The organism is Methylobacterium segetis, assembly GCF_004348265.1.
GTDB classification, from domain to species: Bacteria; Pseudomonadota; Alphaproteobacteria; order Rhizobiales; family Beijerinckiaceae; genus Methylobacterium; species Methylobacterium segetis.
In genome coordinates this window covers 1-24,038 of the sequence record NZ_SMNT01000034.1, presented here as the reverse complement: position 1 = coordinate 24,038, position 24,038 = coordinate 1, and the positions used below count along the sequence as shown (strand labels likewise).

Genomic DNA, 24,038 nt, shown 5'->3' with positions numbered 1-24,038 from the left:
CTTGATCCCGGGGGAGGCTATGTATGCCGCCCGCCCCGTCAATCGCAGGTCCCTCACCGGATCGGGAAGAGGGTCCGGTCAGCGCCGGTGCTTCTTCACCTGATCGCGAGCGGCCTCCAGCACCTTGTCCGGCGTGAATCCGAACTTCTTCTGGAGGTCCTTGATGGGGGCCGAGGAACCGAAGGTGTGCATGCCGATGATCGCGCCGCTGGAGCCCGCATAGCGGTCCCAGCCGATCACCGAGCCCTGCTCGACGGCGACGCGCGCGAGCACGTCCGGCGGCAGCACGCTCTCGCGGTAGGCTTGATCCTGCCGCTCGAACAGGTCCCAGGAGGGCATCGAGACGACGCGGGCCTTCACCCCTTCCGCCTTCAGGGTCTCGTAGGCCGAGACGCAGAGCTGCACCTCGGAGCCGGAGCCGATCAGGATCACGTCCGGGCTGCCGTCGCTGTCGGCGAGCACGTAGGCGCCCTTCGCCACGCCCGCGGCGCTCGCGTACCGCCCCCGGTCGAGGGTCGGTAGCGGCTGGCGGGAGAGGGCGAGCACCGCCGGCTGGTTCTTCAGCGAGAAGATCACCCGGTAGGCCTCGGCCACCTCGTTGGCGTCGGCCGGGCGCAGGGTCACGAGACCGGGGATCGCGCGGAGCGAGAGGAATTGCTCGACCGGCTGATGGGTCGGCCCGTCCTCGCCGACGCCGATCGAATCGTGCGTGAAAACGTGGAAGATCGGCAGCTCCATCAGCGACGCGAGGCGGATCGGCGGCCGCATGTAGTCGGCGAAGACGAGGAAGGTAGCGCCGTAGGCGCGCAATCCCACGAGGCCGAGGCCGTTCACGATCGAGCCCATCGCGTGCTCGCGCACGCCGAAATGGATGTTGCGCCCGCCCGGCTCGAAGGGCGCCAACGTGCCGGCCCCCTCGAATTCGAGCTTGGTCTTGTTCGAGGGCGCGAGATCCGCCGAGCCGCCGAGCATGAAGGGCACGTGCGGCGCGATGGCGTTCAGCACCTTGCCGGACGATTCGCGGGTGGCGAGCCCCTTGGCGTCGGCGGGAAAGACCGGGATGTCGCGGTCCCAGCCCTCGGGCAGGCGCCCTTCGAGGAAGGCCGTGACGTCCTCGGCATGCTCGGCGTCGCTCTCCTCGGCCGCCTTCAGGAAGCCCTCCCACTGCGTGAAGAGGGCGGCTCCCCGGGCACCGATCCCATCGCGAAAATTCTGGACGACGCCGTCGGGGACGAGGAATTGCGCGTCCTCGGGCCAGCCGTAGGCGCGCTTGGCACCCCTGACCTCGTCCTCGCCGAGCGCGTCGGAATGGGCCTTGGCGGTGTTCTGCTTGCTCGGCGCGCCGTAGCCGATGATCGAGTTGACGATGATGATCGTCGGCCGGTCGGAGGATTGCAGGAAGGTCTCGAGCGCGCTCGCGATCGCGTGCACGTCGTTGGCGTCGGCGACCCGCAGGACCTGCCAGCCGTAGGCGAGGAAGCGGGTCGCCACCTCCTCCCCGAAGGCGAGCTCGGTGTGGCCCTCGATCGTGATGGTGTTGTTGTCGTAGATCCAGCACAGGTTCGACAGGCGCAGGTGCCCGGCGATCGAGGCCGCCTCGCCCGAGACGCCCTCCATCAGGTCGCCGTCCGAGCAGATCGCGTAGACGTTGTAGTCGAACAGCGGAAGCTCAGGCTTGTTGAGGCGCTCGCCGAGGAAACGGCCGCCCATTGCCATGCCGACCGAGTTCGCCACGCCCTGCCCGAGGGGACCCGTCGTCGTCTCGACGCCCGTGGTGAAGTGGTACTCGGGATGGCCGGGCGTGCGGCTGTCGAGCTGGCGGAACTGCTTGATGTCGTCGAGGGAGACGGCGGGCTCGTTGCCCCCGTCCTCGCGCGCCACGCCCGCGAGGTGCAGGAGCGCGTAGAGCAGCATCGAGGCGTGGCCGGCCGAGAGCACGAACCGGTCGCGGTTCGGCCAGTGCGGGTGGGCCGGGTCGTAGCGCAGGTAGCGGTTCCAGAGGGTATAGGCGACGGGCGCCAGCGCCATCGGGGCGCCGGCATGGCCGGAATTCGCCTTCTGCACCGCGTCGATCGCGAGCGTCCGGATCGTATCGATGCTGAGCTTCTCGACCTCGCTCAGGGCGGCCTTGGGGCCCGCGTCTGCTCCGCTCATGTCTGGTCTTCCTGAAACTGAAACTGCGTCGTCGGTTCGTCAGGCGCCGGCCGGCGCCGCTGCGGCAGGGGCCGGCGCGCCGATTGCGTGCCCGCGCTCCTCCGCCGCCTCCCGGCCCCGCGCCTCGCTCCGTTCCCGGGCCGGCCCCAGGGCGCGGCTGTAGTTCAGGATGGTGTTCACCAGGGCGACGTGGCTGAAAGCCTGCGGGAAGTTCCCCACGAGGCGCTTCTCCTCCGGATCGTACTCTTCCGCAACCAGCCCGAGGTCATTGCAGACCCCGATCAGACGCTCGATCAGCTCCCGCGCCTCGTCGCACCGGCCGAGGCCGATCAGGTTGTCCGCATACCAGAAGCTGCAGGGCAGGAAGGCGCCCTCGCCGCCGGGGAGACCGTCGGTCCTCTGATCCTCGGTGTCGTAGCGCAGGACGAACCCGTCCCGCATCAGATGTCGGCCGACCGCCTCGACGGTGCCGACCACCCGAGGATCCTCCTGGGGCAGGAAGCCCATATGGGCGATGAGAAGGAGGCTCGCATCGAGTTCCTTCGAGCCGTAATACTGCACGAAGCTGTTCAGTTCCGGATCGAAGCCCTTCTCGCAGACCTCGGCGTGGATCCGGTCGCGCAGGGCCCGCCAGCGATCAAGGGGTGCGGCGCGGCCGGCACGGGGGCGCTCCTCGTTGGTGCGGATCGCCCGGTCGACGGCGACCCAGGCCATCACCTTCGAGTGCACGAAGTGCTTGCGCCCGCCGCGCACCTCCCAGATGCCCTCGTCGGGCTCGTTCCAGACCTTCTCCAGGTGCTCCATGAGGGCGAGGCCAACGCGCCAGCCGTCGCGGTCGTCGGGCATGCCGCGGCGTCTCGCCTGATAGAGGGCGTCGAAGAGTTCGCCGTAGACGTCGAGCTGGAACTGCGCCACCGCGGCGTTGCCGACGCGCACGGGCTTCGAGCCCTCGTAGCCGGGCAGCCAGTCGAGCTCGATCTCCGGCAGGAGGCGCTCGCCCGCGATGCCGTAGAGGATGTGCGCCTGCTCCGGGTTGCCGGCCACCGCCCTGAGCAGCCAGGCGCGCCAGGCGCGGGCCTCCTCGATGAAGCCGCCATCCATCAGGGCGAGCAGGGTGAAGGTCGAGTCGCGCAGCCAGCAGAACCTGTAATCCCAGTTGCGCACGCCGCCGAGTTGCTCGGGAAGCGAGGTGGTGGGGGCCGCCACGATGCCGCCGGTCGGCATGTAGATGAGGGCCTTCAGGGTCAGGAGCGAGCGCTTGAGGATGTCGTCCCACGGTGTGCCGCTGGCGCAGTGGCGCGACCAGTCCCGCCAGAAGCTGTCGGTCGCCGCCAGCACCTTGCGCGGCTCGACCGGGGGCGGGTCATCCTCGTGCGAGGCGCCGTAGCTGAGGGTGAAGGCCACGGTCTCGCCGGCCTTCACAGTGAACTCGGAGACAGTGGTCTGGTCGACCCCGTGGAGCGGTGCCCCGGTCCGCAGGACGAGCTTGTGAGGGCCCGAGATCGCTCTCAGGTCGCCCCATTCGTTATGGGAAACCCAGGGAACCGCCGAGCCGTAATCGAATCGGATCGCCAGATCCATGCGCATGGCGACCCGGCCATGCACGCCCTCGACGAGGCGGATCAGGTGCGAGCCGTCGCCGGCCGGCATGTAGTCGGTCACGAGCACCGCGCCGTCGCGGGTTCTGTGGCGCGTCTCGAGGACGAGGGTGCCCTCGCGGTAGCGGCGGCTCGTCTCGACGTGCTTGGCCGCGGGCGCGATGCGCCAGAAGCCGTGCTCGTTCGTGCCGAGGAGGCCCGCGAAGCAGGCGGAGGCATCGAAGCGCGGGAAGCAGAGCCAGTCGACGCTACCGTCCCGGCTGATCAGGGCGGCGGTGCGGCAATCGCCGACGAGCGCGTAATCCTCGATCCTGGCTGCCATCCCGATCCCCGTGCCCGATCCATTGCGGGAAGGCGATCGACGTCCCGCTATGCGCGGCGCGGCCTCCGCGATCGGTTGCAGGTAGGTCCGGCCCCGCTCACGGTCCAGCCTCATCACGGATTTGCGCGGCAGGGTGCGAAGCCGGGCGGGCCGCCGCGGCCGCGCCTCAGTTCAGGCGGTCGACCACCACGCTCACGGACCCGCCGAGGGCCGTCACGCCCGTGCGGACATAGCCGGCGGCACGGTCGAGCGCCCGGTCGACGACCCGCACGGCCGGAGCGAAGGGCAGGGCGAGGCGCGGCAACAGCGAATCCTCCGGAGCCTCCGTCCCCGCCGTCGCCGGAAGATCGGCGGCCGGCGCGGCGTGCGTCGCCTCGCTGTGCCGGGGTCCGGCCTCGGTACAGGCCGCGCAGGGAGCGCGCCGGGGTGCGGCGGCCATGCGGGCGGGGCGCGGCGCGGCGGCCAGCCGCGGCTCAACCGGAAGGAAGGGGTAGATCTGCGCGAAGGCGAGGGCGGCGGCCGGCCGGGCCGTCTCGGCGACCTCTGCCGGGGGATGGAAGTCCCGTTCGCCGACGGCCGGCACGATCGCGGCCTGCACCGAAGCGGGCGGCTCCGCGGCAGGCGCCTGTCCCGACGGCTCCCCGCAGAGAAGGGAGAGGGCCGCGATGGCGAAGGCGGTGGCCAGGGTGGGCAGGAAGGGGAGAGACGCGCCCGCGGCGACCTCGGAGGCCGGGCCGGCATGCGTCGAGGAGATCGGGTCTCGCTGCATCATGCGACTCACGCCGAACCTCGTCCTGTGGTCAGTCCATGGTGGAGGATGCCTCCGGCTTTGCGGCGGAACCGGGGCCGTTTCCTTTCCGCTCGGTATCCGCGCCCGGCCGGCCGGGCGGGCACGCTGCTTGCGTCCGGAACCGCCGCCGCGCTACCGCCGCGGCCGAAAGCCGATACGTCAACAACCGAGAATGCCCCGCACCGGGCCGCGATGATCGAATCCAGCCTCACCGTCGCCGTGATCGACCCGAGCCGGGCCCGTGCCGCCATCCTCGAGGAGGGCCTGCGCGCGGCCGGCGTCGGGCGCGTCGTCGTCATCCCAGATACCGCGGACCTGATGGAGCGGGTGGCGAGCCTGCAGCCCGACGTCGTGGTCATCCATCTGGAGAGCCCGAGCCGGGACATCTTGGAGCAGATGTCGGGCGTCTCCCGTCAGGTCGAGCGCCCGGTGGCGATGTTCGTCGACCGCTCGGACGCGACCATGATGCAGGCTGCCGTCGATGCGGGCATCTCCGCCTACGTCGTCGACGGGTTGCGGCCCGAGCGGATCAAGCCGATCCTCGACATTGCGATCCTGCGCTTCAACGCCTTCGCGCGCCTCCAGCGGGAGCTCACGGAGGCCCGCGGCGAGCTCGCCGACCGCAAGCTCATCGAGCGGGCCAAGGGCATCCTGATGAGCCTGAAGGGCCTGTCCGAGGACGAGGCCTACAAGCAGTTGCGCCGCAAGGCCATGAACGAGAAGCGCAAGATCGCGGACATCGCCCGCGCCATCGTCACAACCGCGGACCTGCTCGGATGAGGCTGCATCTCGGCTACATCCCGCTCCTCGACGCCGCGCCGCTGATCGCAGCGGCCGAGTTCGGCTTCGCGGCGGAGGAGGGGCTCGAGCTCGACCTCTCGGCCGAGCCCTCCTGGGCGACCCTGCGCGACCGGCTGGCGCTCGGCTACCTCGACGGGGCTCACATGCTGGCGCCGCTGGCGCTGGCGAGTGCGCTGGGGCTCAGCGGACCGCCTGCCGACCTCGTCGTTCCCCTCGGCCTCAACCTCACCGGCAACGCGGTCACGCTCTCGGCGGATCTGTGGCAGGCGATGGCGCCGGGCGAGGACGGGCCGGCCACGGTGGCGCGCGCCTTCGCGGGCCTCGCCGAGACGCGGCGGCGGGTGGGGCGCCCCATCGTCCTCGGCACCGTGCACCCCTTCTCCTGCCACACCTACCAGCTCCGCCACTTCCTGGCGCTCGGCGGGCTCGACCTCGCGGCGGTGCGCCTCGTCGCGGTGCCGCCCCAGCACAGCGTCGAGGCGCTGTCGCGCGGGATCGTAGACGGGTTCTGTGCCGGCGCGCCCTGGAACGGCGTGGCGGTCGCGGCCGGCATCGGACGCATCGCGGCGCTCGGCTGCGAGATCGTGCCGGACGCCCCCGAGAAAGTGCTCGCGCTCTCCGCCCGTCTCGGCGAGGGAGCCCTGCCCCTGGTCCGCGCGGTGGCACGGGCAGGTCTCTGGTGCGCGGAACCCGGAAACCGGGCCGAACTCGCCCATCGCCTCGCGGCCCGCGCCTTCCTCGGCCAGGATGCGGGCCTTGTCGCCCGTTGCCTCGACGGAGAGATCATCCTCGATGCGGCCGGGCGGCGGCGGCGCGTGGCGGGCTACATCCATCTCGGCCGGCCCGCGCTGGAGCCCGCCGCCGACCAGCTCCGCTGGCTGATCGACGAGATGGCCGAAGCCGGTCAGATCCCCACGGCCGGGATCGCGGCGACGCTCGAGGCGGCAGGCCGGATCTACCGGCCCGACCTGCTCAGGGCCGCCGGGCTCGATGCGTGACCGCCGGAGGCCCAGCTTCACGAACAGGTGATGGTGCGGCGGCGTGCAAAGCGGCACCGTATCCCACCTGCCGCGGAACGGGGCGGAGCGGAACGCCGTTGATCTGCGCCATGCCCAGCTGCAATCGCTCCGTCGGCTCCTCCCACGCACTCCGCTCGGAGCGCAGGCGGCTTGAACTGTCGCGCTACGTGCGGATCCGGGCCGTGCCTCCGCGGGCAGCCAACGACAACCGCACGGGCGCGCCGCAGCTCTGGCGCTGGGCCGTCGCGCTCGGCGCGGCGCCGACCCTGGCCATCGCGCTCGCCCTCTCCATCCTGATCTGATCCCACGTCCGGGCTCTTCGGAGCCGCGGACCGTGTCATGGCTCGCTCCGCGTGCTGCACGCAGCCGCCGGACGCCGGCGCCTGCCTGCCGCCTGCGCAATCAAAAGCCCGTTCTTTGTGCATCGCACACGGCGTCAGGAGCCCTCCGAAGGCCCTTGCGGGAACGGCCGAAGACTCTCTTCTCTTCAGAGACTTAGCGTCGGGCCGTGCGTTTGGCACGGAACCTGCTCATCAACTCTCGTCCGTCAACGGCGACGGGCAGCACCGTCAGCGAGGCCGCTGATCCGGTCGTCTCGCGGGTGCCACCCGCTGGGGCAAGATCGGCAGCGGCTTTTTCATTCGCGCCCGACGGCCCGCCACCCATCACCCGAGGACGAGACCTGACACACGATGGCGATTTACCGGACGGACCCTGAGGCGGGCGCACGCGAGCGCCTCGTCGTCGTCGGCAACGGCATGGCCTCCCTGCGCTTCCTCGAGCGCCTGACGGAGCGCGCGCCGGGCCGCTACGACCTCACCGTGGTGGGGGCGGAGCCTGTCGCCGCGTACAATCGGGTCCTGCTCTCCTCGCTGCTCGGCGGCGAGGTCGACGAGGCGGCCTGCGCCTTCCGCGGCCTCGACTGGTACGAGAGCCACGGCATCCGCCTCCTCACCGGCGCCCCCGTCACAGCGATCGACCGGGAGAGCGGCCTCGCGATCGTCGGCGAGACCCACGTCCTGCCCTTCGACAAGCTGGTGCTCGCGGTCGGCTCCACGCCGATCCGGCTGCCGAAGCCCGGCATGGAGTTGCCCGGCGTCATCACCTTCCGCGACCTCGCCGACGTCGCCGCCATCCGCAAGGCGGCGGTGGAGCACGCCCGCGCCATCGTCATCGGCGGTGGCTTGCTCGGGCTCGAGGCGGCCGTCGGGCTCGCGCGCCGCGGCATCGACACCACGCTGCTGCACGTCATGGACCGGCTGATGGAGCGCCAGCTCGACCACGCGGCGGCCGGCCTCGTGAAGCGGGCGATGGAGGCCCGCGGCGTCAAGGTGCTGCTCAAGGCCGACACCGCGGCGATCGAGGGCGAGGGCAAGGTCGAGCGCCTGCGGCTGTCCGACGGCACCGTGCTGCCGGCCGACCTCGTGGTGATGTCGGTGGGCGTGCGCCCCTCGGTGGCGCTCGCGCAGGAGGCGGGCCTCACGACCAACCGCGGCATCACCGTCGACGACCGGATGGCGACATCCGACCCCCGCATCTTCGCGCTGGGCGAGTGCGCCGAGCATCGGGGCCAGATCTACGGGCTCGTGGAGCCCGCCTACGAGCAGGCCGAGGCTTTGAGCCGCCACCTCGCCGGGGATGCGGCGAGCTATCTCGGCACGGCGCTCTCCACGAGCCTCAAGGTCTCGGGGCTGCCCGTCTTCTCCGCGGGCGTGGTCGACACGCCCGAGAGCGCCGAGGCGATCGTGCTGAGCGATCCGGGCGCGGGCCTCTACCGCAAGCTCCTCGTGGAGGACGGACGGCTGATCGGCGCGGTCTTCGTCGGCGACATCGGCGAGCAGGGCTGGTGCAAGGCCCTGATCCGCTCCGGCGAGCCGGTCGCCGCCCATCTCGACGATCTCATGTTCGGGCGCCCGGCGGCGCCCCAGACCCTCGCAGCGTGACGGAGGCTGTTCGTGGCTGACGACTTCAACACCGAGCAGAAGCGCTACCTCGAAGGCTTCGCCTCAGGGATAGCCGCCGCCCGGATGACGGGCGGCCTCAGCCCGGGGCAGGCGCCCGCGGGCGGCGTCACCGAGCCCACGGGACCCGACGCGATCCACATCAAGGCGCAGGAGAGGACCGTCAAGGCAGGCGGCAAGCTCTGCGACCAGGAGAAGTGGAAGCGCGCCGAGAACCCCTTCGAGGGCCACAACCGGCTGATCGCGGAGGCCGCCACCGGCAAGGCGCCGAAGCCCGAGGACAATTTCCGCTGGCGCTATCACGGCCTGTTCTGGGTCGCGCCCGCACAGAACTCCTACATGTGCCGGCTGCGTATTCCGAACGGCATCCTGCACCATTGGCAGTTCGCCGGCATCGCCGACCTCGCCGACGCGCATGGCGGCGGCTATGCCCACGTGACGACGCGGGCCAACCTGCAGGTTCGCGAGATCACCCCCGAGCACGGACAGCCCTTCCTCGACGGGCTGATCGATCTCGGGCTGACCGCGCGGGGAGCGGGCGCCGACAACATCCGCAACGTCACGGGCTCGCCGGTCGCCGGCATCGACGCGCAGGAACTCCTCGACACGCGCCCGCTCGCCAAATCCTGGCACAACTGGATCCTGAACGACCGCTCGCTCTTCGGCCTGCCGCGCAAGTTCAACGTCGCCTTCGACGGCGGCGGTATCCTGCCGGTGCTGGAGGAGACCAACGACATCGGCTTCCAGGCGATCGAGGTGAGGGAGGGCGCCGCCGTGGCGCCGGGCGTGTGGATGCGCCTCGTGCTCGGCGGCATCTCCGGCCACAAGGACCTCGCCCGCGACACCGGCGTCGTGCTGAGACCCGAGGATTGCAACAGGGTCGCCGACGCGATCCTGCGCGTCTTCATCGAGAACGGCGACCGCACAAACCGCAACAAGAGCCGGATGAAGTACGTCCTCGACGCCTGGGGCTTCGACAAGTACCTCGCCGCCGTCGAGGAGAAGCTCGGCCGCAAGCTCGACCGGGTCGATCCCGCCCATGTGAAGCCCCGCGGCGGCTTCGACCGCTACGCCCATATCGGTGCGCACAAGCAGGTTCAGGAGGGACTCAACTGGGTCGGCGTGGTGCTGGCCGTCGGCAAGATGACGACCGACGAGATGCGGGCGCTGGCCGAGATCGCGCGGGAGTGCGGCGACGGGCAGATCCGCCTGACCGTCTGGCAGAACTTCCTGTTCTCGGGCGTGCCGGACGCCAAGGTCGCCGAGGTCGAGGCCCGGGTCGCCGCGCTCGGCTTCACGACGAAAGCGTCGAGCATCCGCGCCGGGCTCGTCGCCTGCACGGGCAACCGCGGCTGTAAGTTCGCGGCCTCCGACACGAAGGGCCACGCCCTGATCATCGCCGACTACATCGAGGCGAGCGTGAAGGAGCTCGACGTGCCGGTGAACCTGCACCTCACGGGCTGCCATCACAGCTGCGCCCAGCACTACATCGGCGATATCGGGCTCATCGGCGCCAAGGTCGTCGTCTCGGACGAGGGCGACACGGTCGAGGGCTACGACATCGTGGTCGGCGGCGGCTTCGGCGACAGCCCGAAGATCGGCACCGAGATCTGGAAGGCCGTGAAGGCCGACGATTGCCCCGGCCGGGTCGAGGCGCTGCTGCGCGCCTACCTCAAGGGCCGCGAGGGGCCCTCCGAGAGCTTCCAGGCCTTCACCGCCCGCACGGGCCCCGATTCCCTGCGTTCGCTGGCCGAAGACCAGCCCGTCCTGAAGGCCGCAGCATGAGCGAGCACGTGACGCCTCCCCTCGTCCTGATCCCCGAGAGCGCCCCGTTCTCGGCCGATCAGCGCTCCTGGCTGTCCGGCTATTTCGCGGCGCTTCTCGGCCCAGCGGTCGAGGGCGCGACCGCGATCGGCGCCGGAGAGGTGCCGGGCGGCCCGGTGCTCGCCGACAATGGCGATGCGCCCTGGCACGACCCGTCGATCGCGATCAACGAGCGCATGGACATGGCGCGTGAGCGCTCGGAGCCGCAGAAGCTGATGGCGGCGATGGCCCAGCAGGATTGCGGCCAGTGCGGCTACAATTGCGCGGACTATGCCAACGCGATCTTCCTGAAGAGCGAGGAGCGGCTGAACCTCTGCCAGCCCGGCGGCAAGGAGACGCTGCGGATGCTGAAGAAGCTGGAGGAGGAGTTCGGCGCGGGCGGCGGCGCGGCCAAGGCGCCCGCCACGGACGGCGAGGCCGCTCCGAGGAAGGAGGCCGCGCTCGGGCCGCTCGGCTTCTGCCGCGAGAACCCGGTCGAGGCGACCTTCGTCTCCCGCACGCGGCTGAACGCGCCGGGCGGCGAGAAGGAGACCTGGCACATCGAGATCGACCTGACGGACACGCCGATCGAGTACGTGGTGGGCGATTCCCTCGGCCTGTTCCCGGCCAACGCCCCGGCGCTCGTCGACGCGATCATCGCCGAGCTCGGCGCGCGGCCCGAGCGGATCATCGGGGGAAAGACCCTGCGGCAGGCGCTGCTCACCGACTACGCTCTCGGGCCCGCGCCCGACGGCCTCTATCAGCTCCTCTCGCTCCTCACCTCCGGCCCGGCCCGCAAGAAGGCGCAGGCGCTCGCCGCCGGCGAGGATCCGGACGGGGACGCGGCCTTCCTCGACGTGCTCGGCGCCCTGCACAAGTTCCCGGGCGCACGGCCCGACGCGGAGGTGTTCCTCGAATCCCTCGACGAACTGCAGCCGCGGCTCTACTCGATCTCCTCCTCGCCCAAGGCCGATCCGGGTCGCGTCTCGCTCACGGTCGACGCGGTGCGCTACAATCACCGCTCGCGGCTTCGGCTCGGCGTTGCCTCGACCCATCTCGGCGAGCGCCTGCCCGAGACCACCACGGTCAAGGTCTACCTGCAGAAGGCGCACGGCTTCGCACTGCCGGACGATCTCTCGAAGGACGTGATCATGTGCGGGCCGGGCACCGGCATCGCCCCGTTCCGCGCCTTCCTGCGCGAGCGCGCCGCCACGCAGGCGCCCGGTCGCAACTGGCTGTTCTACGGCCACCAGCGGCAGGCTTCGGACTTCTTCTACAAGGACGAGCTGAACCGGCTGAAGGACGACAAGGTGCTGACCCGCCTGTCGCTGGCGTGGTCGCGCGACGGCACGGAGAAGACCTACGTGCAGGACCGCATGCGCGAGAACGGCGCAGAATTGTGGAAGTGGCTCGAGGGCGGCGCCCATTTCTACGTCTGCGGCGACGCCAAGCGCATGGCCAAGGACGTGGAGCGCGCGCTCATCGACGTCGCCGCCGAGCACGGAGGCAAGAACCCCGACGAGGCGGTGGCCTACCTCGCGGCGCTGAAGAAGGCCGGGCGCTATCAGGCCGACGTGTACTGACGGGCCTGCGGCGGCGCCTCTCCCGGATCGGAGGGGCGGCCCGCCGCCCCGGCCCAACTCTTGCTCAGCTCGACGCCTCAAGACGCATCGCCCGAGGATCCCCCGATGACCGCACCTCAGCCGGAGACGTCGTCCGCCGTGCGGACCACCTGCCCGTATTGCGGTGTCGGCTGCGGCGTGCTCGCCACCCCGGACGGGCAGGGCGGGGCGGCCATCGCGGGCGATCCGGCCCATCCGGCGAATTTCGGGCGGCTCTGCTCCAAGGGCTCGGCGCTCGGCGAGACCCTGTCGCTCGACAACCGCCTCCTGCACCCGATGCTCGACGGGGCCCGCGTCTCCTGGGAAGCCGCGCTCGGCGCCGTCGCCGGGGGCTTTCGCAAGGCCGCCGAGACCTACGGGCCGGATTCGATCGCCTTCTACCTGTCGGGCCAGCTCCTGACGGAGGATTACTACGTCGCCAACAAGTTCGCGAAGGGCTTCATCGGCACGCCCCACGTCGACACCAACTCCCGCCTCTGCATGTCCTCGGCGGTCGCCGCCCACCGCCGGGCCTTCGGCGCGGACACCGTGCCCGGCTGCTACGAGGATCTCGACGAGGCCGACCTCATCGTGCTGATGGGCTCGAACACCGCGTGGTGCCATCCGATCCTGTTCCGCCGCATGGTGGATGCCCGCACGAAGCGCGGCACCAAGCTCGTGGTGATCGACCCGCGCCGCACGCAGACCGCCGAGGAGGCGGACCTGTTCCTCGGTCTCAAGGCCGGCAGCGACACGGCCCTGTTCTCGGGCCTCCTCGTCCATCTCTCCGAGACGAACGCCCTCGACCAGCGCTTCATCGCCGAGCACACGGCAGGCTTCGAGGCGGCGCTCGAGCGCGCGCGCCTCATCGCCCCGAGCCTGTCGGCAATCGCCGCCGCGACGGGTCTCACCGAGGCCGACATCGCCCGGTTCTTCGACCTGTTCGCGAAGACACGCCGGGTCGTCACCGCCTTCTCGCAGGGCGCCAACCAGTCGGCTCAAGGCACCGACAAGGGCAACGCCATCATCAACTGCCATCTCGCCACGGGGCGGATCGGCGAGCCCGGGATGGGGCCGTTCTCGCTGACCGGGCAGCCGAACGCCATGGGCGGGCGCGAGGTCGGGGGCTTGGCCAACATGCTCGCCGCCCACATGCATTTCGCCCCCGAGGAGGTCGACCGGGTCCGCCGCTTCTGGGACGCGCCGCGGATCATCAGCGGCGAGGGCATGAAGGCGGTGGCCCTGTTCGAGGCGATCGAGCGGGGGACGATCAAGGCGCTCTGGGTGATGGGGACGAACCCCCTCGTCTCGATGCCCCGCGCCGACGCGATCAAGGCCTCGCTCGGCAAGCTCGACCTCTACGTCGTCTCGGAGGCCGTCTCCGACAGCGACACAGCGAAGGCGCGGGGCAAGCGCACGGTGCTGCTGCCGGCGCTCGCCTGGGGCGAGAAGAACGGCACGGTCACGAATTCGGAGCGGCGGATCTCCCGCCAGAAGAGCTTCCTCAAGGCGCCCGGCGAGGCGCGGCCGGACTGGGCGGTGATCAGCGACGTCGCCCGCCGGCTCGGGCACGGCAAGGGCTTCTCCTACCTCTCGGCGGCGGCCGTGTTCCGCGAGCACGCGGCGCTTTCGGGCTTCGAGAACAACGGGACCCGCGACTTCGACATCGGGGCCTTGAGCGACATCAGCGACGCGGCCTACGCGGACAACGCGCCGGTGCAGTGGCCGCTGCCGAAGCGGGGGCCGGCGGGCGGCAAGGGACGGGCGCGCCTCTTCGCGGACGGGCGATTCTACACCTTCGACCAGCGCGCCCGCTTCGTCGCGGTGCAGCCGCCGGCGCTCGCGCAGGACACCAGCGCGGAGTACCCCCTCGTCCTCAACACCGGCCGCGTGCGCGACCACTGGCACACGATGACGCGCACGGGGAAGAGCCAGCGCCTCTCGGCGCACCGCTCCGTGCCTTTCCTGGAGATCCACCCGGACGATGCAGGCCCGCTCGGGCTGGTCGATGGGGCCATCGCCGCGGTCGAGACGGCGCACGGCACGGCCGAGCTCGAGGCGGTCGTCACGGACGCCGTGCGGCCCGGCACCCTGTTCATGCCGATGCACTGGAGCGACATGACGGCCTCGAAGGCGCGCGTCGGCGCCGTGGTGCGCGGCGTGCCGGACCCCGTCTCCGGCCAGCCCGAGCTGAAGGCGACACCCGCCCGGGCCCGTCCCGTCGCCTACCGCTCCCGCGGCTTCCTGCTGACGCGCGGTCAGCAGGCGGCGCCCGCCGGCTGGTGGTGGGCGCGCGCCACGATTTCCGGCGGCTCGGCCCTCCAGTTCGCCACGCAGGACGGCTCCCGCGAGATCGCCCTCACGATGCGCGGCCTGTTCCAGGGGCTGGAACTCGCCGAGTACGCCGATCACGCCCGCGGGCGCTATCGCTGCGCTGTCTACGACGGCGGCCGCCTCGTCGCCTGCCTGTCCCTGGCTCCGGCCGAGGACAAGCCCGACTGGGAGGCCGCCAAGGCCCTGTTCGCGGAGGATCGGCCGGAAGCGCCGGTGCGCCGCGCGCTGCTCTCGGGCCGCGCCGCGGCGGCCGCCGCCGGCCCCACGATCTGCGCCTGCCACGGCGTCGGCCTCGACGTGATCGCGGGCGTGATCGCGGCCGGCGCCGACAGCGTCGAGGCGGTGGGGGCGGTGTGCAAGGCGGGCACCAATTGCGGCTCCTGCATACCCGAGATCCGCAAGCTCCTGCCCGAGGCGCTTGCACGCAGCGCGGCCTGAGGCCCATGTTGCGCCGGCAGCGCCTTCCTTCCGCCTCGCGGGGAGGAGACGAGCGGCAGGCATCGAATCCAACCGGCATCGACACCATGAGCACTCCCCGCCAGCCCCGCGAGACGCGCGGCCCCGGCCTCGAACCCCTGGCGGTCCTGCCCGTCTTCGTGCCGCTGCAAGGCAAGCGGGCGGTGCTGGCCGGATCGAGCGGCGGCGCCCCCTGGAAGGTGAAGCTGCTCGCCGCGGCGGGCGCCGAGGTCGACGTCTATGCCGAGGCCCCGAGCGAGGAGCTCGCCGCCGTACCGGCCGAGATCGTGGCGGGGCGCGTCACGCTCCACGCCCGCGCCTGGACGCCCGCCGACCTTGCGGGCGCCGCCTTCGCGATCGGCGCGATGGAGGACGAGGCGGATTGCGTCGCCTTCGTCGAAGCGGCGCGCAAGGCCGGCGCCATCGTCAACGCCGTCGACCGGCCGCATCTCTGCGACGTGAAGTTCGGCGCCATCGTCAACCGCTCGCCCCTCGTCGTCGGCATCTCGACGGAGGGGGCGGTGCCCGTCTTCGGCCAGACCGTGCGGACGCGCATCGAGGCGATGCTGCCGCGGGGATTCTCGGCCTGGGTCGCCGCCGCCCGCGACTGGCGGGAGGGGATCAGCGCCCGCTTCCACGCCTTCGCCGAACGCCGTGCCTTCTGGGAGCGCTTCACCGACCGCGCCTTCGCCGAGCCCGACCGGGCCCCGACGGAGGCCGACCTCGCCGCCCTTCTCGGCCAGATGGAGGAGGCGCCGCGCGGCGGCGCCGTGACCCTCGTCGGCGCCGGCCCCGGCGATGCCGAGCTCCTGACGTTGAAGGCGCTGCGGGCGCTGCGCAGCGCGGACGTGATCCTCTACGACGATCTCGTCGCCCCCGAGATCCTGGACTATGCCCGGCGGGAGGCGCGCACCATGCTCGTCGGCAAGACCGGGCACGGCCCATCCTGCCGGCAGGACGACATCAACGCCCTGATGGTCTCGCTCGCGAAATCGGGCAAGCAGGTGGTGCGGCTCAAATCCGGCGACCCCCTCGTCTTCGGCCGGGCCGGCGAGGAGATCGATGCCTGCCGGGCGGCCGGGATCCCGGTCAGCGTGGTGCCGGGGGTGAGCGCCGCGCAGGGGGCGGCCGCCTCCCTCGGCGTGTCCCTGACCCACCGCGACGCCGCGCGCCGCCTGCAATTCGTCACCGGTCACGACCGCCGCGGGGCGTTGCCCGAGGACCTGAACTGGGGGGCGCTCGCGGATCCGAGCGTCACCACCGTCGTGTACATGCCGAAGCGCACCCTCGGCACCCTGCTCGCCCGCGCGATCGCGGAGGGGCTGGCGCCCGCGACGCCGGCCCTCGTCGTGTTCAACGCGACGCGGCCGGGACAGGCCGTGGTCAGTGGCTCGGCCGCCGACCTCGCGGAGCGCGTCGCGGCCGCGGGGCACGAGGGACCCGCGCTCCTGATGGTGGGCGAGGCGCTCGGCCGTGGCGCGGCCTCGATGCCGGCCGACATTCGGGAGGCGACGGCCGCCGCCTCGTGACGGCGACGGCACGTCCCCTTGCCAGGGCCGCTTCCGCGTGGTTCGCCACACGCGGCCTGCGCTATGCTGCGCGGGTGTTCGCGCAGAGGTATTCATGTCCGACCGGACGCGCCGCCTTCTCCTGCCGCTCGGGGCCTTCCTCCTCGGCCTGATCGGCCTCACCGTCGCGGCGGTGGTCATGCTCGTGCCGGAGCGGGCGCCGGTGGCGACGTCGAGCGTCGGCGGCCCCTTCACGTTGGTGGACCAGAACGGCCGCACCGTCACCGAGAAGGATTTCTCCGGCGCGACGCATCTCGTGTTCTTCGGCTTCACGCATTGTCCCGACATCTGCCCGACGACGCTGCAGCAGATCTCGGACGTGCTGGCGGCGCTCGGGGACAGGGCGAAGGCGATGAAGGTCGCGTTCATCACGGTCGATCCCGAGCGCGACACCCCAGCGAGCCTCAAGGCCTACCTGGAGAGCTTCGACCCTCGCATCACCGGGCTCACGGGCAGCCCCGAGCAGGTTGCTGCCGCGGTGAAGGGCTATCGGGCTTATGCGCGCCGCGTGCCCACGCAGGGGGGCGACTACACGATGGAGCACACCGCCCTCGTCTACGTGATGGACGCGAGGAACCGCTTCCTCGGCGCCCTCAACCTGCAGCGGCCGGCGGACGAGACGGCGGGGGAACTCGCCAAGCGCATCTGATCGGCGGCTCCGTCACGGGCGCCGCACCCGCCTCCGCAGCGCGCCCGTGCGCGAGGTGCGGAACAGGCCGTGCTCGGTCTTGTTCCAGTGCGCCGGCGCGCGGGCGAGCTCGACGAGGCCGAGCCAAGCCGCGAGACTGATGAGCATGTAGTAGACGGGCAGCAGCAGCACGAAGGGCAGGAGGTCGTACCAGCCGCGCCGGACCGCGCCGAGGGCGGCGGGCAGCATCATGGCGGCAAGTCCCGCGCCGAAAATCGTGAGCGCGAGGCCCTGCGGCAGGTTCGGCCAGAAGGCCGGCCCTCCCTCCGGCCCGTGCCACAGGAAGGCGAGGGCGGCCGCGCCGGTCAGGAACGGGTAGACGAGCGCCGAGGCCACCGTGCCCGGCACCATCGTCAGGGCGCAGAAAGCGTCGAGGGGGCCGAGGCGACGCAGGGTCCGCAACGGGTGGCGCGCATGCGTGACCGTCGTCTGCACGAAGCCCTTCATCCAGCGCACGCGCTGGCGCAGCCACGGGCCGAGATGCGCCGGCGCCTCCTCGTAGGTCGCGCTCGGAAGATCCCCGACCATGTAGCCGGCCAGCGCGAGCCGCAGGCCGAGATCGGCGTCCTCGGTCACGTTCCAGGCATCCCACCCGTGCAGCGCCCGCAGCACGGCGGTTCGGAAATGCGTCGAGGTGCCGCCGAGCGGCGTCGGAAGCCGCCAATTGGCCAGCCCCGGCCCGAGCACGTCGAAGAGTCCGGCATATTCGAGGGCGAAGCAGCGGCTGAGCCAGGAATCGTCGGCATTGTCGACGACGAGCCTTCCCTGGAGGCAGGCCGTCTCAGGCGGCTCGCGTCGGAAGAGGGCGGCGGCGAGGCGCAGCTGGCCCGGATCCGGCACGTCCTCCGCGTCGTAGACCACGAGGCACTCGCCGCGGGCGAGGGGCAGGGCGACGTTGAGGGCACGCGGCTTGGTGCGCGGCGCGCCCGGCGGCGCCACGATCACCTCGAACCGGGCTGGAAGCGGCACCGCGGCGAGCGCCGCCGCGGTCTCGGCATCGTCCGCCTCTAGCACGAACTTGATGTCGAGCTTGGCCGCCGGATAATCGAGACGCGCGAGCGCCCCGACGAGGCGGGGACCGACGGCGGCCTCGCGGTAGAGGGCGACGAGCACCGTGTAGACCGGCAGGTCCCGATCGCTCAGCGCCGCTACGGAGCCGGGGGCGGGCTCGACCGGGGCGGCGAGGAAGAGGGAGCCGAGCCGGAAGCTCGCGGTAGCGAGGATGCTGCTCTGCGCGGCCGCGACGGCGGCGAGGGACAGACCGGGGGGAAGGCCCGACAGGATGAGGCCTCCCGCGCAGGCCGTGAGCCCGAGCGCCGCCGCCTGCCGTCCGGAGAGGCCCGGCCGATAGGCCCAGTCCGGCCTGTTCCGCTCCAGCGCCTCGGCGGCATGGGCTGCCACGGCATGCGGCAGGGCGGCGAAGACGGCGTTGCGCAGCCGGCTTGGGGCCGTGAGTCCCGCCGTGCGGTCCAGGGAGAGGCGGCCGGTGAGCAGACCCTCGATCTCGGCGCCCTCCGGGGCGCGCACGAGGCGCCCGGGCGCCCCGGCGAGCGGAGCCGCCCTCGCCGCGAGGCTCTCGGGAAAACGGACCCCCGGCCCGAGGGCGTTCGGTCGAGCGAGATAGGGGAGGCCGAGGGCGCGGGCGAGCGCCTCGTAATAGGGCTCCTCCGCCATCGATCCGCTGCGCAGGAGCGCGCTCGCGGCGTCGGTGCCGCTCGCACGGGCGAGGGCCGCCGCGGACAGGAGGCGGGCGGGGTCCACCCCCTCGGCCAGGAGGAAGGCGAGGTCCGGCGGCAGCGCACCCGCGCCGGCCGCGGATCTGCTTGTCCCGGGGACCGACACCGACCCGCTCCCGTAGGCCCCGGAACGTGCTAGGGGAGGCGCGTGAGCCGTACCTTCGCCGCCCGTCCGAAGCGCACCACGCGCGCCAAACCAGCGTCAAGGCGAGGCCGGGCCGGCAGGGCCGCGGCTGCCCTCCTGACCGCGCTTTTCGTTGCGGGCGCAACCTTTCTGCCACAGGCCAGGGCCGAGACGCCGGCTGGCCAGAGCGTCGCGATCCCGAATTTCTGGAACCCGCGCAGCCGCGGCGAGCGGGTCGAGGCGCCGCAGACGGGCCGCGCCGTCCGCTTCCTCACGGACGACGAGTTCCCGCCGCTGCACTTTTCCGGGCCGGACGGCAACCCGACCGGCTTCGTGGTGGAACTCGCCCGGGCCGTCTGCGAGCGCCTCGCGATCACCTGCACCGTGCAGGCACGCCGCTTCGACACGCTCCTCGATGCGCTGAACGAGCGGCAGGGCGACGTCGTCGCCGCCGCGATCCCGCTGACGCCGACCCTGCGCGGCAAGTTCCTGGCGACGCGGCCCTTTTTCCGCTGGCCGGCCCGCTTCATCGCCCGGACCGGTGCCGGGCTGCCCGAGCCCTCGCCGGAGGCTCTGTCCGGCCGCAGCGTCGGCGTGATCGCCGGCAGCGCGCACGCGGCCTATCTCAAGGCGTTCTTCCCGAAGGCGGTGCCGCGGGACTTCACCGACCTCTCCGCGGCCGAGAGCGCGCTCCGGCGCGGCGAGACGGAGTACCTCTTCGCGGACGGGCTCAACCTCGCCCTCTGGCTCGGCGGGTTCGAGGCCGGCGGCTGCTGCGCCTTCTCGGGTGGTTCCTACCTAGAGAACCGCTATTTCGGCGAGGGCATCGGCCTCGTCACCCGCCAGGAGGACGCGGCCCTGTCCCGCGCCCTCGACGACGCTCTCCAGCGCCTGTGGGACGACGGCAAGTACGCGGAGATCTACCTGCGCTTCTTCCCCGTGAGCCCGTTCTAGCCGATCCGATGTCGCGTCCGACGCCCGGCCGGCCGCATGCACAAAAACTTGCCTGGGGAATTTCGCAGCGCGGCAAAGCGCACTAGGGTGCCGCGCTTCGCGACGCCCTTGAAACAGACCGATATTTCCCCGCCATGCCGTCCCCGCTCTCCCTCGACCCCGCCCTGATCGAGGCCGCCGCCACAGCGGCGTCCTGGCCGTTCGAAGAGGCGCGCAAGCTCGTCGCGCGGCTGGAGCGTAGCCCCAAGGCCGAGGTGCTGTTCGAGACGGGCTACGGCCCCTCGGGGCTGCCGCATATCGGCACCTTCGGCGAGGTCGCCCGCACCTCGATGGTGCGCCACGCCTTCCGGGTCCTCACCCGGGACAGCGTGCCGACCCGGCTCGTCGCCTTCTCGGACGACATGGACGGCCTGCGCAAGGTGCCGGACAACGTGCCGAACCGGGAGATGCTGCGGGCGGCCCTGAACCAGCCGCTGACCCGGGTGCCGGACCCGTTCGGCACCCACGAGAGCTTCGGCGCGCACAACAATGCGGAATTGCGCCGCTTCCTCGACGCCTTCGGCTTCGACTACGAATTCCGCTCGGCGACCGAGTGCTACCGCTCCGGCGTGTTCGACGCGACGCTGATGCTCGTGGCCGAGCGCTACGACGCGGTGATGGACATCATGCTGCCCTCGCTGCGCGCCGAGCGCTCGGCGAGCTACTCGCCCTTCCTGCCCCTTCACCCGGTCACCGGCGAGGTAATGCAGGTGCCCATCGACGAGATTCGGGCGGACCGGGGCACCCTGCTCTGGCGCGACCCGAAGACGGGCGAGGCCTACGAGACCCCGATCACCGGAGGGCACGCCAAGCTGCAATGGAAGCCCGACTGGGCGATGCGCTGGGTGGCCCTCGGCGTCGATTACGAGATGGCCGGCAAGGACCTGATCGACTCGGTCAAGCTGTCGGGCCAGATCGCCCGGGCTCTCGGCGCCGAGCCGCCGGAGGGCTTCAATTACGAGCTGTTCCTCGACGAGAAGGGCCAGAAGATCTCGAAGTCGAAGGGCAACGGGCTCACCATCGACGAGTGGCTCGCCTACGGCACCCCGGAATCGCTCGCGCTGTTCATGTACAACAAGCCGCGGGAGGCCAAGCGCCTGTTCTTCGACGTGATCCCGCGCCACGTCGACGAGTACCTGAACTTCCTCGACCGCTATCCGGGCCAGGAGCCGAAGCTGCGCCTCGGCAACCCGGTCTGGCACCTGCATGCCGGCGCGCCGCCGGCGCCGGAGACGGTCGGCGAGGCCGGCGCCAAGGGCACGACGCTCACCTTCGGCATGCTGCTCAACCTCGTGGCGGTGGCCAACGCCGAGGAGCCGGGCGTGCTCTGGGGCTTCATCCGGCGCTACGCGGCCGGGATCGGCCCGGAGACGCATCCGGGCCTCGACCGGCTCGTGCATCACGCGCTCGCCTATTACCGGGATTTCGTGCGGCCCGCGAAGACCTACCGGCCCCCGACGGAGGAGGAGCGGGCGGCGCTCGCCGACCTCTCGCAGGCGCTGGCCGACCACGCAGGATCGACCGACCCCGAGGCGCTCCAAGCGGTGGTCTACGAGGTGGGCCGCCGCCACTTCCCGGACCTGTCCGGCAAGGCCAAGAGCCCGGACGGGCGGCCCGGCGTGTCGCAGGCGTGGTTCACCACGATCTACAACATCCTGTTCGGCGAGGCCCGCGGACCCCGCTTCGGCTCCTTCGTCGCCCTCTACGGGGTGGAGGAGACCCGCGCCCTGATCGCGAGGGCGCTGTCCGGCGCGCTCGTGACCGAGCACGCAGCGTTCAAGGCGGGGCTTGCGAAGGCGGATTGAGGGCCAGGGCTGTCAGGCGGCCGACAGGTCGCGGGCGGCCGCTCGAAGCGCGTCGTTCATCCGGGTCTGCCAGCCCGGGCCGGTCGCCTTGAAGGCCGCGACCACGTCCGGATCGAGCCGGATCGTGACCGGCACCTTGCGCCGCTCGGCCTTCGGCCGGCCGATGCGGCTGACGAAGGCGGCCGCCACGCCGGGCGGCATCCCGTCGGGACCGGGACGCGCAGCGGCCAGCTCGTCGTCGGTCAGGGCCGGGTTGTCGGACACCGCGTCCCAATCGTCCTGCGTGTAGCCAGGGTTCGGCACGTAGCCGGGCGCATGCTCAGGCTTCGGCATAGAAGGCCCTTTCCTTCGCGTTGGCAGGGCGAACACTCACGATGTCGACGGCCTCGGATCCCAGAGGCGAGACGATCGCGACGACGACGGTCCGGCCGTGCCAGGATCCGATCAGCTTGAAGCGCGCCAGGCCTGTCGCGCTCGGATTCGCCCGAATGGTGAAGAACCGCTCGAAGCTGAAAGCCACCTCGAAATCGGCGAAGTCGAAGCCATGCTTAGCGATATTCGCTCGGCGCTTCGGCTCGCCGTAGGTGAAATTCATGATTTTCTGTACGTACAGAAACCTGACATGTCAAGGAGGCCGCCGGCAACGGCCTTACCCTTCCCGCCCGACCTGCCGCAGGCTCAGCGCCCAGACCCGTTCCTGCAGGGCCCGGTCGCGGCTGGAGGCCGAGGATTCGGCGATCCGCGCCTTGGCGAGGTAGCGCCCGCTGACGCCCCTCAGTTCGGGGGCGGTGGCGGCGTGGAGCGAGGTCTCGGCCCCGCTCTTCGGCGCGATCAGGAAGGGGCGGATCAGGCTCCAGGCGAAGCCGAGGACGCCGCCCGTGTTGCGGGCGAAGCCGGTGTTGACGATGCCCGGATGCAGGGCGTTCGCGGTGACGCCCGTGCCGTCGAGGCGCCGCGCCAGCGCGTAGGTGAAGAGCACGTTGCCGAGCTTGGCCTGGGAATAGGCCTTGATGGCGCCGTAGGCGCGCCTGCCCTCGAGGTCGTCGACGTCGATCCGCCCGCGGGCATGGGCGGCCGAAGCGACGTTGACGATGCGGGCCTCGCCGGCCTCCCGGGCGGTGGCCTTCAGGAGGTCGAGGAGGTCGAGGGTCAGGAGCACGTAGCCGAGATGGTCGAGCGCCCAGGTCCGCTCGATCCCGTCGACCGTCGTCTCCCGCCGGTCGAAGATGGCGCCGGCGTTGTTCACCAGCACGTCGAGGCGCGGATAGGCCTCCCGCACCGCGCCGGCGAGGCGCCGGATCTCGGATTGCGCCGAGAGATCCGCCACGAAGACGTCGATCTCGGCACCCGGCACCGCCTGCCGGATCGCCTCGGCGGAGGCGCGGGCGCGGCCCTGCGCCCGGCCGACGAGGCCGACCCGCAGGCCGGCGCGGGCGAGGCCGAGGGCCGTCTCGTAGCCGATTCCCGAGGTCGCGCCGGTGACGAGGGCGATCCGCCCCTGCAGCGTCGACACCGCTCAGAACACCGCCTGACCGATCACGAACGCGACCACCACGATGATGATCGCGATCACGAGGAACAGGCCGAACAGGATGCGCGCCAGCGAGGCCGCGCCGGAGGCGATGCCGGTGAAACCGAGGGCGCCCGCGATCAGCGAGATCACGAAGGCGATGAGGGCCCATTTCAGGAGGGTCATGGCGTCAGCTCCGGCGAACCGAGTCGAGGATTGCGAATCGAGCGACAACTCGGGCCAAGCTCAACCGTTCCGCCCCCTTGCCCCCTGCGCCGGCACGGGGTTCGCGGACGCGTCGGCGCGGGCCAGGATCTGCTCGGCGAGCACGTGGTAGAGGCCGCCCCGGCAGACGAGCTTCGAGGCCGCGTCGGCGACGAGCGCGGCGATCATCAGCGGGATCATCATGGCGTGGTCCTGGGTCATCTCGGTGACGATGACGAAGGAGGTGATCGGCGCCTGCAGCACGCCCGTGAGGTAGGAGACCATCCCGATCAGGACGAGCGCACCGACCGGCACCTCCGCGAAGAGGTCGCGGAGCGCCGCTCCGAGGCCGGCGCCGACCGCCAGCGAGGGCGCGAACAGGCCGCCCGGAATGCCGCTGATCGAGGAGAGCACGGTCGCGGCGAACTTGAGCGGGGCGAAGTCGAGCCGCGCGGCCGCATCCCCGTGCAGGAGGGCGCGGGCCTCCTCGTAGCCGGTTCCGTAGACGGTCCCGTCCGAGGCGAGGCCGCAGAGCGCGACGCCGAGGCCGCAGAGCATGGCGAAGGCGACG

At 71.5% G+C, this 24,038-nt stretch carries 20 protein-coding genes; 11 read left to right on the top strand and 9 right to left on the bottom strand.

The features are described from left to right. Positions 1-78: 78 nt before the first annotated feature. From tkt to E1J50_RS10960, 3 genes are all read right to left on the bottom strand, one after another. Complete coding sequence (gene tkt, locus E1J50_RS10970) at positions 79-2,154, bottom strand: transketolase (RefSeq protein WP_132253419.1); 2,076 nt, start codon at positions 2,152-2,154, stop codon at positions 79-81. Positions 2,155-2,193: 39 nt separating this feature from the next. Then, on the bottom strand, positions 2,194-4,074 hold the full coding sequence (locus E1J50_RS10965) for a glycoside hydrolase family 15 protein (RefSeq protein WP_132253416.1): 1,881 nt from the start codon (positions 4,072-4,074) through the stop codon (positions 2,194-2,196). 166 nt (positions 4,075-4,240) lie between these two features. Continuing rightward, positions 4,241-4,846, bottom strand: a complete 606-nt coding sequence (locus E1J50_RS10960) for a hypothetical protein (RefSeq protein WP_132253414.1) — start codon at positions 4,844-4,846, stop codon at positions 4,241-4,243. Positions 4,847-5,056: 210 nt separating this feature from the next. On the opposite strand from E1J50_RS10960, the gene E1J50_RS10955 reads away from it, so the two are divergent. The 9 genes from E1J50_RS10955 to E1J50_RS27240 all read left to right on the top strand — a co-directional run bounded on the left by E1J50_RS10955 (position 5,057) and on the right by E1J50_RS27240 (position 17,056). Then, positions 5,057-5,644 (top strand): ANTAR domain-containing response regulator, encoded by a 588-nt coding sequence (locus tag E1J50_RS10955; protein ID WP_132253412.1) that lies wholly within the window; start codon positions 5,057-5,059, stop codon positions 5,642-5,644. After that, complete coding sequence (locus E1J50_RS10950) at positions 5,641-6,663, top strand: CmpA/NrtA family ABC transporter substrate-binding protein (protein ID WP_132253410.1); 1,023 nt, start codon at positions 5,641-5,643, stop codon at positions 6,661-6,663. The genes E1J50_RS10955 and E1J50_RS10950 overlap by 4 nt, the downstream gene beginning before the upstream one ends. Before the next feature lie 110 nt (positions 6,664-6,773). Then, complete coding sequence (locus E1J50_RS10945; RefSeq protein WP_132253408.1) at positions 6,774-6,986, top strand: hypothetical protein; 213 nt, start codon at positions 6,774-6,776, stop codon at positions 6,984-6,986. Between the two features lie 390 nt (positions 6,987-7,376). Next, entirely contained in the window at positions 7,377-8,627 is a 1,251-nt protein-coding gene (locus E1J50_RS10940) for an NAD(P)/FAD-dependent oxidoreductase (RefSeq protein WP_132253406.1), read from the top strand. Between the two features lie 12 nt (positions 8,628-8,639). Next, complete coding sequence (locus E1J50_RS10935) at positions 8,640-10,430, top strand: NirA family protein (protein WP_132253404.1); 1,791 nt, start codon at positions 8,640-8,642, stop codon at positions 10,428-10,430. After that, entirely contained in the window at positions 10,427-12,031 is a 1,605-nt protein-coding gene (locus E1J50_RS10930; RefSeq protein WP_132253402.1) for a sulfite reductase subunit alpha, read from the top strand. Before E1J50_RS10935 ends, E1J50_RS10930 begins: the two co-directional genes overlap by 4 nt. Before the next feature lie 105 nt (positions 12,032-12,136). After that, a complete protein-coding gene (locus tag E1J50_RS10925; protein WP_132253400.1) occupies positions 12,137-14,821 on the top strand; it encodes a nitrate reductase in 2,685 nt (894 codons plus the stop codon). 86 nt (positions 14,822-14,907) lie between these two features. Next, positions 14,908-16,368, top strand: coding sequence for a siroheme synthase CysG (gene cysG / locus E1J50_RS10920; protein ID WP_132253398.1), 1,461 nt, complete (start codon positions 14,908-14,910; stop codon positions 16,366-16,368). Positions 16,369-16,462: 94 nt separating this feature from the next. Next, a complete protein-coding gene (locus tag E1J50_RS27240; protein ID WP_165937832.1) occupies positions 16,463-17,056 on the top strand; it encodes an SCO family protein in 594 nt (197 codons plus the stop codon). Between the two features lie 12 nt (positions 17,057-17,068). On the opposite strand, the gene E1J50_RS10915 is transcribed toward E1J50_RS27240, so the two are convergent. Then, on the bottom strand, positions 17,069-18,937 hold the full coding sequence (locus E1J50_RS10915) for a glycosyltransferase family 2 protein (protein WP_165937831.1): 1,869 nt from the start codon (positions 18,935-18,937) through the stop codon (positions 17,069-17,071). A gap of 168 nt (positions 18,938-19,105) precedes the next feature. Here E1J50_RS10915 and E1J50_RS10910 point away from each other — a divergent pair, with 168 nt between their 5' ends. Together E1J50_RS10910 and E1J50_RS10905 are read left to right on the top strand one after the other, a co-directional pair. Next, positions 19,106-19,909 carry a transporter substrate-binding domain-containing protein gene (locus E1J50_RS10910; RefSeq protein ID WP_245516529.1) on the top strand — a complete coding sequence of 268 codons (804 nt, stop codon included), beginning with the start codon at positions 19,106-19,108 and terminating at the stop codon, positions 19,907-19,909. 134 nt (positions 19,910-20,043) lie between these two features. Next, entirely contained in the window at positions 20,044-21,753 is a 1,710-nt protein-coding gene (locus tag E1J50_RS10905; RefSeq protein ID WP_132253396.1) for a lysine--tRNA ligase, read from the top strand. Positions 21,754-21,765: 12 nt separating this feature from the next. Here E1J50_RS10905 and E1J50_RS10900 read toward each other — a convergent pair whose 3' ends face one another. The 5 genes from E1J50_RS10900 to E1J50_RS10880 all read right to left on the bottom strand — a co-directional run. After that, positions 21,766-22,086: a BrnA antitoxin family protein gene (locus E1J50_RS10900; protein ID WP_132253393.1), complete on the bottom strand. Its 321-nt coding sequence runs from the start codon at positions 22,084-22,086 to the stop codon at positions 21,766-21,768. Beyond that, positions 22,073-22,348: a BrnT family toxin gene (locus E1J50_RS10895; RefSeq protein WP_132253390.1), complete on the bottom strand. Its 276-nt coding sequence runs from the start codon at positions 22,346-22,348 to the stop codon at positions 22,073-22,075. The genes E1J50_RS10900 and E1J50_RS10895 overlap by 14 nt, the downstream gene beginning before the upstream one ends. Positions 22,349-22,402: 54 nt before the next feature. Continuing rightward, positions 22,403-23,266, bottom strand: a complete 864-nt coding sequence (locus tag E1J50_RS10890) for an SDR family oxidoreductase (RefSeq protein WP_425374926.1) — start codon at positions 23,264-23,266, stop codon at positions 22,403-22,405. A gap of 3 nt (positions 23,267-23,269) precedes the next feature. Then, a complete protein-coding gene (locus E1J50_RS10885; RefSeq protein WP_132253388.1) occupies positions 23,270-23,449 on the bottom strand; it encodes a DUF1328 domain-containing protein in 180 nt (59 codons plus the stop codon). A 60-nt stretch (positions 23,450-23,509) separates the two neighbouring features. After that, the coding region (locus tag E1J50_RS10880; protein ID WP_207919185.1) for a chloride channel protein at positions 23,510-24,038 on the bottom strand (529 nt) is incomplete at its 5' end.

Bases quoted from the DNA above. Each gene is read 5' to 3' on its own strand.
- E1J50_RS10905 (WP_132253396.1), top strand. From the start codon at position 20,044: ATGCCGTCCCCGCTCTCCCTCGACCCCGCCCTGATCGAGGCCGCCGCC.
- cysG (WP_132253398.1), top strand. From the start codon at position 14,908: ATGAGCACTCCCCGCCAGCCCCGCGAGACGCGCGGCCCCGGCCTCGAA.
- E1J50_RS10900 (WP_132253393.1), bottom strand. From the start codon at position 22,086: ATGCCGAAGCCTGAGCATGCGCCCGGCTACGTGCCGAACCCTGGCTAC.
- E1J50_RS10885 (WP_132253388.1), bottom strand. From the start codon at position 23,449: ATGACCCTCCTGAAATGGGCCCTCATCGCCTTCGTGATCTCGCTGATC.
- E1J50_RS10945 (WP_132253408.1), top strand. From the start codon at position 6,774: ATGCCCAGCTGCAATCGCTCCGTCGGCTCCTCCCACGCACTCCGCTCG.
- E1J50_RS10925 (WP_132253400.1), top strand. From the start codon at position 12,137: ATGACCGCACCTCAGCCGGAGACGTCGTCCGCCGTGCGGACCACCTGC.
- E1J50_RS10930 (WP_132253402.1), top strand. From the start codon at position 10,427: ATGAGCGAGCACGTGACGCCTCCCCTCGTCCTGATCCCCGAGAGCGCC.
- E1J50_RS27240 (WP_165937832.1), top strand. From the start codon at position 16,463: ATGTCCGACCGGACGCGCCGCCTTCTCCTGCCGCTCGGGGCCTTCCTC.
- E1J50_RS10950 (WP_132253410.1), top strand. From the start codon at position 5,641: ATGAGGCTGCATCTCGGCTACATCCCGCTCCTCGACGCCGCGCCGCTG.
- E1J50_RS10955 (WP_132253412.1), top strand. From the start codon at position 5,057: ATGATCGAATCCAGCCTCACCGTCGCCGTGATCGACCCGAGCCGGGCC.
- E1J50_RS10895 (WP_132253390.1), bottom strand. From the start codon at position 22,348: ATGAATTTCACCTACGGCGAGCCGAAGCGCCGAGCGAATATCGCTAAG.
- E1J50_RS10940 (WP_132253406.1), top strand. From the start codon at position 7,377: ATGGCGATTTACCGGACGGACCCTGAGGCGGGCGCACGCGAGCGCCTC.
- tkt (WP_132253419.1), bottom strand. From the start codon at position 2,154: ATGAGCGGAGCAGACGCGGGCCCCAAGGCCGCCCTGAGCGAGGTCGAG.
- E1J50_RS10965 (WP_132253416.1), bottom strand. From the start codon at position 4,074: ATGGCAGCCAGGATCGAGGATTACGCGCTCGTCGGCGATTGCCGCACC.
- E1J50_RS10960 (WP_132253414.1), bottom strand. From the start codon at position 4,846: ATGATGCAGCGAGACCCGATCTCCTCGACGCATGCCGGCCCGGCCTCC.